Source organism: Chitinophaga sp. (assembly GCF_035564935.1).
GTDB lineage: Bacteria > Bacteroidota > Bacteroidia > Chitinophagales > Chitinophagaceae > Chitinophaga.
On the sequence record NZ_DATMTE010000262.1, the window covers coordinates 1 to 9,526 of the forward strand.

7 protein-coding genes are annotated in these 9,526 nt (G+C 50.3%); 5 read left to right on the top strand and 2 right to left on the bottom strand.

All coding sequences use genetic code 11. The features are described from left to right. From thrA to rpe, 5 genes are all read left to right on the top strand, one after another. Positions 1–2,384: bifunctional aspartate kinase/homoserine dehydrogenase I (gene thrA / locus VN105_RS06915; RefSeq protein ID WP_325639247.1), on the top strand; the 2,384-nt coding region annotated here is incomplete at its 5' end. Positions 2,385–2,449: 65 nt separating this feature from the next. Continuing rightward, positions 2,450–3,376, top strand: coding sequence for a homoserine kinase (locus VN105_RS06920; protein WP_325639249.1), 927 nt, complete (start codon positions 2,450–2,452; stop codon positions 3,374–3,376). Between the two features lie 22 nt (positions 3,377–3,398). After that, positions 3,399–4,694 carry a threonine synthase gene (gene thrC / locus VN105_RS06925; protein WP_325639251.1) on the top strand — a complete coding sequence of 432 codons (1,296 nt, stop codon included), beginning with the start codon at positions 3,399–3,401 and terminating at the stop codon, positions 4,692–4,694. Positions 4,695–4,718: 24 nt separating this feature from the next. Beyond that, complete coding sequence (locus VN105_RS06930) at positions 4,719–5,729, top strand: tetratricopeptide repeat protein (RefSeq protein ID WP_325639253.1); 1,011 nt, start codon at positions 4,719–4,721, stop codon at positions 5,727–5,729. A 34-nt stretch (positions 5,730–5,763) separates the two neighbouring features. Further along, complete coding sequence (rpe, locus tag VN105_RS06935) at positions 5,764–6,429, top strand: ribulose-phosphate 3-epimerase (protein WP_325639255.1); 666 nt, start codon at positions 5,764–5,766, stop codon at positions 6,427–6,429. Here rpe and VN105_RS06940 read toward each other — a convergent pair. Beyond that, complete coding sequence (locus tag VN105_RS06940; RefSeq protein WP_325639257.1) at positions 6,410–6,799, bottom strand: response regulator; 390 nt, start codon at positions 6,797–6,799, stop codon at positions 6,410–6,412. The two genes, rpe and VN105_RS06940, sit on opposite strands and share 20 nt — an antisense overlap. 9 nt (positions 6,800–6,808) lie before the next feature. Then, on the bottom strand, positions 6,809–9,460 hold the full coding sequence (locus VN105_RS06945; RefSeq protein ID WP_325639259.1) for a PAS domain-containing sensor histidine kinase: 2,652 nt from the start codon (positions 9,458–9,460) through the stop codon (positions 6,809–6,811). Between the last annotated feature and the right edge of the window lie 66 nt (positions 9,461–9,526).

The window sequence follows — 9,526 nt, forward strand, 5'->3', positions numbered from 1 at the left end:
GCAAAATCCTCCAGCAATATAAACCGGCCGGTAAATATGCTATCGTAGTGTCTGCACTCGGCGGGATAACGGATAAGCTTATACGCTGCGGACAACTCGCAGAACAAGGCAACGAAGACTATAAAAATATATTACAGGAAATTGAGGCCCGGCACCTGGATACTATCCGCGAACTATTCCCCATCACCGCACAAAGCGGGCAAATCAGCCAGCTGAAGAAAAAACTCAATGCACTCGAAAACCTCTGCGACGGCATCTTCCAGGTAGCCGAATTAAGTCCGCGTACCCTCGATAAAATAATGAGCTACGGCGAACTCATGTCATGCGTTATCGTAGCGGAAAAACTAAAACAGCAGGGTTTCTCCGCCTCCTGTAAAGACAGCCGCGAACTGATTGTTACCGATAACAACTTCGGCCACGCCGCCGTTAACTTTGTTGCCACCAATCACCATATTACACAGTTCTTTGCTGAGTCGCCCGCCGACTATGTAGTATTCCCCGGTTTCGTGGCGGCTACTCCCGATGGAGAAACCACTACCCTCGGTCGCGGTGGCTCCGACTATACCGCCGCCATCATTGCCGCTGCCGTAAACGCATCCGTACTTGATATATGGACAGATGTAAGCGGTATGATGACCGCCGACCCGCGCATCGTATCACAGGCCATTCCCATTTCGCATATCTCTTATGTGGAAGCAATGGAGCTGTCGCACTTCGGCGCCAAAGTCATCTATCCTCCCACCATCCAGCCGGTAATGAGCAAACGCATTCCCATCTGGATCAAAAATACCTTTGCCCCGGAAGATCACGGTACGCTTATACAAGACAGCGCCGACCGCAGCTTCCCGGTAACAGGCATCTCCGGCATCCCCAACATCGCACTGCTCACCCTCGAAGGAAGCGGCATGGTGGGCATCCCCGGGTTCTCCAAACGGCTGTTCGAATCCCTCTTACGGGAACGCATCAACGTAATTCTCATTACCCAAAGCTCTTCTGAGCACTCTATCACGGTAGGCATTCATGAAGCGGATATGCTGAAAGCCAAAACAGCGGTGGACAGCGAGTTCTCGCAGGAAATCAGCGAAAAAAGCATAGACCCCCTCCTGGTGGAAAAAGACCTCTGCATTGTAGCTGTAGTGGGCGATAAAATGAAAAACCATCACGGCACCAGTGGTAAACTCTTTGGCACCCTGGGCAGGAACGGTGTTAACGTAAGGGCCATCGCACAGGGATCTACCGAAAAAAATATTTCCGCTGTGATCAACAAAGCCGATATCAAAAAAGCGCTGAACGTAATGCACGAAACCTTTTTTGAAACACCGCTCAAACAGGTAAACCTCTTTATTGCCGGCGCCGGCAATGTGGGCAGCAAACTGCTGGAACAACTGGAACAACAACAGCACTATCTCCAGCACGAACTGGGCCTGCAGATCAGGGTAACCGGCCTGGCCAACAGCCGCCATACCCTGATCAGCGATACCGGCATCAACCTGCGTACCTGGCGCGAACAACTGGAACATGCCCAGCATATCAGTACCGCTGATTTTGTGCAGCAGATCAAAGCACTGAACCTCCGCAACAGCGTATTCGTAGATAATACCGCCAGCAGCGACATTGCAGCCGTATACCACCAATTCCTCCAACACGGTATTTCTGTAGTCACCTGCAATAAAATTGCCTGTTCATCCGACTACGCTTATTATAAACAGCTGAAAGACCTGGCCCGTAAATACAACGCCTCCTTCCTGTTTGAAACCAATGTTGGAGCCGGACTACCGGTCATCAATACACTGAATGACCTGATCCGTAGCGGCGACAAAGTACACAGCATAGAAGCCGTACTATCCGGCAGCCTCAACTTCGTGTTCAACCATTTCCTGAATGGCACCAGTTTCCGCGAAGTAGTGAAAGCAGCACAGGACGAAGGCTATACCGAACCGGATCCACGCATTGACCTCAGTGGCAAAGATGTAATGAGAAAGATCCTGATCCTTGCCCGTGAAAGCGGCGCCGCCATTGAAATGGACGAGATCACCAACTATTCGTTCCTGCCCGATGAATGCCTCAATGCACCATCCGTACCCGATTTTTACGAGGAACTGGATGTACATGCCGGTCATTTCCAGGGATTGCGCGAAGCCGCAGACGCTGAAGGCAAACGCCTGAAGTTCGTGGCCAGTTATGTAGATGGGAAAGCCTCTGTAGGCCTGCAAAGCGTGGCGCCCGATCATCCGTTCTTCAAACTGGAAGGAAAGGATAATATTGTACTGTACACCACCAGCCGGTATAAAGACCAGCCGCTGATCGTAAAAGGCGCCGGCGCCGGGGCCGACGTTACTGCCTCCGGCATATTTGCAGACATCATCCGGAGTGCGAGGTTGTAAACTTTCCATGAATTGAGTTGCAATCCTGACAATCAATTATTAAATTAAACTAACTTAAAGGTGATATGGACAGTATAAAAGTATTTGCGCCGGGAACAGTGGCCAATGTAGCCTGTGGCTTTGATGTAATAGGATTGGCGCTGGATGCGCCCGGAGATGAAATGATCCTTCGGAAGAGCAGCCAGCCGGGTGTTCGCATTACCGCGATCCACGGAGCGGACCTCCCAATGGAAACATCCCGTAACGTGGCCGGCGTGGCCGTTCAGGCCCTCCTGCAAAAATACGATCATCCCGATACCGGTATAGAAATAGAGATCTTCAAAAATATTCATCCCGGCAGCGGCATCGGCTCCAGCGCCGCCAGCAGCGCCGGTGCAGTGGTTGGCGTGAACTACCTGCTCGGAGAACCGTTCACCAAAAAACAACTGGTGAGGTTTGCTATGGAAGGAGAACGGCTGGCCTGCGGCTCCGCACATGCCGATAACGTAGCACCCGCCATCCTCGGCGGTTTCACACTGGTAAGAAGTTACCGCCCGCTGGATATTACCACCCTGCACACGCCGGAACATCTATGGGTAACCGTTATACATCCGCAAATAGAAGTAAAAACATCCGACGCGCGCGAAATACTGAAGCAAAAGGTACTCATGACAGATGCCATCCGGCAATGGGGCAACGTAGGCGCGCTGGTAGCAGCATTGTACCAGGACGATTACGACCTGATCAGCCGCTCACTCGAAGATGTGATCGTGGAGCCTATCCGCTCCATCCTCATCCCCGCATTTCACGAACTGAAACTGAAATGCAGGGAAGCCGGCGCACTCGGCGGCGGTATCTCCGGATCCGGCCCCTCCGTTTTTATGCTCAGCAAAGGAGAAGAAAATGCCCGCAAAGTAGCGGCTACAATGGATAGCGTTTACGCACCACTCGGCGTGGATTATAAGATCTACGTTTCCCAGATTAACACCGCCGGTGTAAAAGTGATTGACTAACTAATTAACAAACGTTTTATTCATGCAGTATTTCAGCTTACAGAACAAACAGCACCGGGTAAATTTCGAAACAGCAGTAGTACAGGGATTAGCACCGGATAAAGGATTATATTTCCCAGAACAGATACCGGCACTGGAAAAAGATTTTATCACTAACCTGCACCAATATACGGACCACGAGATCGGACTAAAAGTAATCCGCCCGTTCATAGGCGATGAAATACCCGAAGAAGCATTAAAAAAGATAGTAACAGACACTTTACACTTCCCCTTCCCGGTGCAAAAAGTAACCGGTCATACCTACGCACTGGAACTATTCCACGGCCCTACCCTTGCGTTCAAAGATGTGGGCGCACGCTTTATGGCCGGCTGCCTCGGTTATTTCCGCCGCAACAGCACTACACCGGTAACCGTACTGGTGGCCACTTCCGGCGATACCGGCGGCGCAGTGGCCAGCGGTTTCTATAACGTGCCCGGCGTGGAAGTAGTGATCCTCTACCCTTCCAATAAAGTAAGTACGCTGCAGGAAAAACAACTCACTACCCTTGGCAATAATATTCATGCCCTGGAAATACAAGGTACTTTCGACGACTGCCAGCAGCTGGTAAAAACCGCTTTCCTGGACGGCGAACTCCAGGCCCGCCGCCCGCTTACCAGCGCCAACTCTATCAATGTGGCCCGCTGGCTGCCCCAGATGTTCTATTATTTCCTGGCCTATAAACAAATGAAAGCTGCCCACCCCAAATTGGTGTTCTCCGTACCCAGCGGCAACTTCGGCAACATCTGCGCAGGCATGATGGCAGCCGCCATGGGATTGCCGGTAGCACACTTTGTAGCCGCCACTAATATCAACGATACAGTGCCCCGCTTTATGGAAAGTGGCAAATATGAACCAGGCAAAGCATTTCCCACCCTTTCCAACGCCATGGATGTGGCAGATCCCAGCAATTTTGTAAGGATCCTGGAACTGTTCGGTAACAGCCTGCCCTCTCTCGCAGAAAAACTAACCGCTTACAGCTTTAACGATAAACAAACCGCTCAAACCATGGAGCAGGTATGGAAAGAAAACCATTATATGCTGGACCCTCACGGCGCCGTAGGCTTCATGGGACTGCAACGCTACCTGGAACGTTCCCCGGAGCTGACAGGCGTTTTCCTGGAAACCGCCCACCCGGTAAAATTTGAAGATACAGCACCTAAGTCCATCAGGGAAGAAATATATACACCCGCAAAGGTGATGTCTTTATACGGTAAAGAAAAACAAGCCACCCTGCTGGCAGCGGACTACCCCGCTTTCAAAAACTGGTTAATGCAATAATGATTCTGTAGTTTTGGCGCCAGTATGAAGTATTTACCTATCCTCCTGTTATTTGCGGGTGCACAGGCATGTAACAATGCCGGCACCCGGCAGCAACAAGCTACCAGTAGCCCTGACTCCGCGTTATACAGCGATATCATCCGGCCGGTAACGGATTCTATTTCACAGTTTCCCAACCACGCCGATCTGTACTACCACCGCGCGCTGCTGCTGTTTAACACCAACCCTGCCCTCGCGCAGGCCGACTTTGAAAAGGCGGCTTCCCTGGCGCCGGGGACCACCGACTACTGGGCTGGCGCCGGCGAAGCCGCCCTGATCGTGAACAATTTTCAGAAAGCCGCTGCCAATTTCCGGAAAGCACTGGCTACCGCACCCGGCTATACGTACCTGCAATACCGCCTGGCTACCGCTCTCGTGGAAAATAAGCAATACACGGAAGCAGACAGCCTTGCTAACGTGCTCGCACAAACGGCAGACGCCCGGGATAAGGCATTCTACCTGAAAGCCCGCATGGCGGAAGATAAACAGGACACTACCACGGCTATACGTCATTTGACCGCTGCCATCCGCGCCGCCGGCAACCAGCCTGAATTTGAAGCCGTGATGGAACTGGGCGACCTGCTCCGGGCAAGGAAAGCAACCGCTGCCCTCGGTTACTACCAGCAGGCATGGCAACTGGATACCACCAACGCCTACCCGTTATATGAAGCTGCACAGTTCCATGAAGAACTGGGTAACCAGCCAGCAGCACTCAGCGCCTATCATAAATGTATAGTGGCAGACCCGGGATTTGAACCCGCCTACCTCGCTCTGGGAAAAATATACAGCAATAAAAAAGACTGGAAAACAGCCTACACCTATTACAACCTGGCAGCCAAATCGGCCCCAACGGATGCATGGGCGTACTATTACCGCGCTACCGCGCAGGAACAGCTGGGTAACAAAAAACTGGCGGTTGAAGATTATACAAAGGCAACTTCTTTTAAGAAAGATTTCAGCGAAGCAAAAGCAGCCCTTAAAAGATTGACCCCGTAATTACTTAAATTTACATCATTCAAAAATAGAGCATTTGGAACAACAACCTGTTTTAGTGGCGCCATCTTTACTGGCAGCGAATTTCCTCGAACTGGGAAAAGAAGTGGATATGGTGAACCGCAGCGAAGCCGACTGGTTCCATCTCGATGTAATGGACGGGCGGTTTGTGCCCAACATCAGTTACGGCCTGCCTGTAATTGCACAGATAAAGAAAAAGGCACAGAAACCCTGCGACGTGCACCTCATGATCGAAGAACCGGAAAAATACGCGGCCGACTTCAAAAAAGCCGGGGCCGATATACTCACTGTACATCTTGAAGCATGTATCCACCTGCACCGGAATATACAACAGATCAAAGGCCTGGGCATGAAAGCCGGTGTTGCATTAAACCCTCACACCCCTGTTGGCATGCTGGAAAACGTGATCCGGGATATAGACGTAGTGCTGATCATGAGCGTAAACCCGGGATTCGGCGGGCAAACGTTCATCGAACAAACCTATCAGAAAATCAGGCAGCTGCGCCAGCTGATCACAGACAATCATGCACATGCGCTCATTGAAGTAGATGGAGGAATAGGCACAGAAAACGCCGGGCAGCTCATCCAGGCAGGCGCCAATGTATTGGTGGCCGGCAGCGCTATCTTCTCGTCTGCCGATCCTGCAAAAACCATTCATTTACTTAAGACAGGTGCGCAATAATTTCTTTTGACAGTGGTTTTGTAAGATACCCTGTAACAAAACTGTAAGCATTCACACGCTCCTTGTCCTTTTCATCAATGGAAGAGGTCAGTACAAAAATCCTGATCTGCTTCGGTAACTGCTCCTGGAACGTAGCATATTCTTCCAGGAACTCCCAGCCATCCATCACAGGCATATTGAGATCCAGCAAAATAAGATCCGGTAAGGCCTCTACATCTCCCACATTTTCGCGGAGAAGATCCAGTACATCCTGTGCATCCGAAAATACACGGATATGACTGCTGATAGCCTGACGTTCAATCATGATTTTCGCAATCTGCTGGTGAATCGGGTCATCATCTACAATAAAAATCGTATTGATTAACTTCATAAAGGGGGTTTATTCTGACCTAAAAGTAATAATAAATTTGGTTCCCTCTCCGGGATGACTTTCCGCTCTTATGCTACCACCCATCGCTTCTACCTGCGTTTTAGTGATAAATAAGCCAATTCCCTTTGCATCCTTATTCTTGTGAAAGGTTTTCCGGAAGCCGAAAAGTTTGTTGCCAAAGCGCTCCATATCTATTCCCACACCGTTGTCCTGCACGCTGAGGATAATGTTATCATTCTCCTTCCAGCTTCGCAGATGTAGTGCAGGCGTACGTTCCGGGGAGCGGTACCGGATAGCGTTGGTAATAAAATTTTGTAAGATGCTGTCAAGATATACCCGCGGGTATTCAATCGCCGGCTCCTCGTCAAAATCATAGGTGATCCGGATATTGCTGGTTTCAATATCCACCAGTAAAATATCCCTTACCTTTTGCAGCCTGTCGGCAAACAACAGCTTCTCCTTCTCCACATTCACATCTTTCCTGATCTGCACTACTTCTACCAGGTCATTCAGCGTTTCATCAATCTTCTTGATCACCTCATGTACCATTCCCAGGTAAAGATCCCTTTCCTGCTGGGCGGCGGCCTCGTTGTGCATCTGCATCAAAGCCTTCAGGTTAGCAATCGGCGCCCGGAGGTTATGGGAGGTAATGTGAGCAAAATCTTCCAGCTGTTTATTCTGGTTCACCAAGTTCTTGTTCAGGTTCGACAGTTGCTCGTTCGCTTTCCTAAGCTCTTTCTGCATTTTCCGGCTGTCGGTAATGTCGCGCATAAACACGGAAATGCCGCCATCCCGCATGGGAGTAAGCAGGAAGTCGTACCATTTATCTGCCCCAGGGAAATAAATACCAAACGACTGTGAAGCCTGCTGCTGAATACATTCCTGCAGCCGGGCATAGAACACGGTGCCGCTCAGGCGCGGAAACTCCTCGAAAATATTGCTGCCCATCGCTACAGGATGCCCTATCATTTTCTCCGCCTTCCGGTTCAGGAAATTCAGGCTGCCGGTTTTCTCCATGGCAGCATAGCCCATATCAATGGTATCAAAGAAGAGCCGCATCAGTTCCGTATTCCGCGTAAGTGCGTCCCTTATCTCCAGCTGTTCGGTGATATCCTGTATTACGCCGTACATACGTACCAGCCGCCCGTCTACATAACCCGGCTGCCCGATGGACCGCACCCTTTTTACCTGTTGCTGTGACGTAGTGATGGTTAACTGTGCATCAAATGGCTTCCCCGTTTCAATACATTCCCGCATCAGCGTTTCGAGTTGCGCCCTCGCATCCGCATTGTAATAGGCCAGTGCCGTTTCAAGATGGATGGGAGTATCTGCGGGGCAGTCGTGGATGTGGTACGACTGGTCCGTCCACCGTACTTTACCGCTGTCGATATCCAGTTCCCAACCGCCTATTTTTCCGAGGGTACCTGTTTGCTGCAGGAACTCCTGGTTCTTCTTGATCTCCAGCTCCTGCAGTTTCTTATCGGTGATATCATTCACCAGCGCTACTACTATCATCTCCTTGTCCACCGGTTCTACCACCGGGAATACCGTAAGGTCAAGATACACCTCCCTTCCTACGGTAGTCCACCTTTTGTCCTGCGAGAAATCGATCCGCTTCTCCACCCGCAGGGATTTATGCTGTTCCAGCGCCTGCACAAACAGTTTGTCCAGTTCAAACATCGTGGCCAGCTGATCGTTCATTACGTTAAAAGGCTGGCGGCTGGCGGGATGCGGCGAATTAAAGAAGAAGCGTTGCGTTTGATTGATCCGGCGTATAAAGCCGAAATTATCAAACTGGATATAACCGATCGGCAGGTTCTCAATAATATTGTCGAGGAGTCTTTCGCTTTTCTGGAGACTGAGTTCCGATAATTTTTTTTCCGTGATGTCGTCCAGTATAAGGAAAACATTGTCCATATTCCGCTGCTGATCTGTAAGCGGGAATATGGTAGCTTCAAAGTATACGGGGTAAAGCCTGGTAATATTTTCGTGATGTTTTTCCTGGTAGCTGAGCAGGATTTCGCGTTTGATGGTTTTTCCTGTTTTCCGGGCATCTTCAAACATCCCGGCGAGGCCGTTGAGCCGGTAGAAGGGATCCTGCAGCCATTTATAATCAGGATTGGTGAAGAAAGCGTGGTGGTCGCCCCATATCTCGCGTTGCCGGCTGTTCATATCCATGCTATCTCCTTCCGGGGAAAACTGTTGTAATCCAAGGGGGAGATTTTCCAGCACCTGGCCGTAGTACGCCTCGTTGCGGGTACGCTTTATTTCAGTGAGTTTACGGGCGGTGATATCAATGCCGATAAGCATGCAATGCGTAAAAGCGCCTGCTTCGCTGAAGAAGGGGGTGATGCCTGCTTCCAGCCACAATGGCGTATCTGCGGCGTTGATAAAAAAGCAGAGCTGTTCCTGTACCGGTTTTCCTTCCGTCAGGGTTTTCCACAGGTTTTGCCAGTGTTCCGGGTTAGCGGGCCGGAAGAGCGCGGTAAAAGGATGGCCGGTAAACGGTCCTTCCAACGGCTGCAATGCAGCTATCACCTGCGTGTTAACCGCAGTCACCCCGCCTGCCGCATCTATGGTAACAGAGAGTGCAAAGGCATTAATAGCGGTTTCAAGATGCTGTAAGTGGCTGTAATGCTGTTCCAGCATAACTACATTCATATGATAGCAGAATCTAAAATCGTTGTGTCAGGAAACACCTAAAGTAGGCATTATATAATAAAAAAC

Coding starts and splice junctions, on each gene's coding strand:
- VN105_RS06920 (WP_325639249.1), top strand. CDS start 2,450: ATGGACAGTATAAAAGTATTTGCGCCGGGAACAGTGGCCAATGTAGCC.
- thrC (WP_325639251.1), top strand. CDS start 3,399: ATGCAGTATTTCAGCTTACAGAACAAACAGCACCGGGTAAATTTCGAA.
- VN105_RS06930 (WP_325639253.1), top strand. CDS start 4,719: ATGAAGTATTTACCTATCCTCCTGTTATTTGCGGGTGCACAGGCATGT.
- VN105_RS06940 (WP_325639257.1), bottom strand. CDS start 6,799: ATGAAGTTAATCAATACGATTTTTATTGTAGATGATGACCCGATTCAC.
- VN105_RS06945 (WP_325639259.1), bottom strand. CDS start 9,460: ATGAATGTAGTTATGCTGGAACAGCATTACAGCCACTTACAGCATCTT.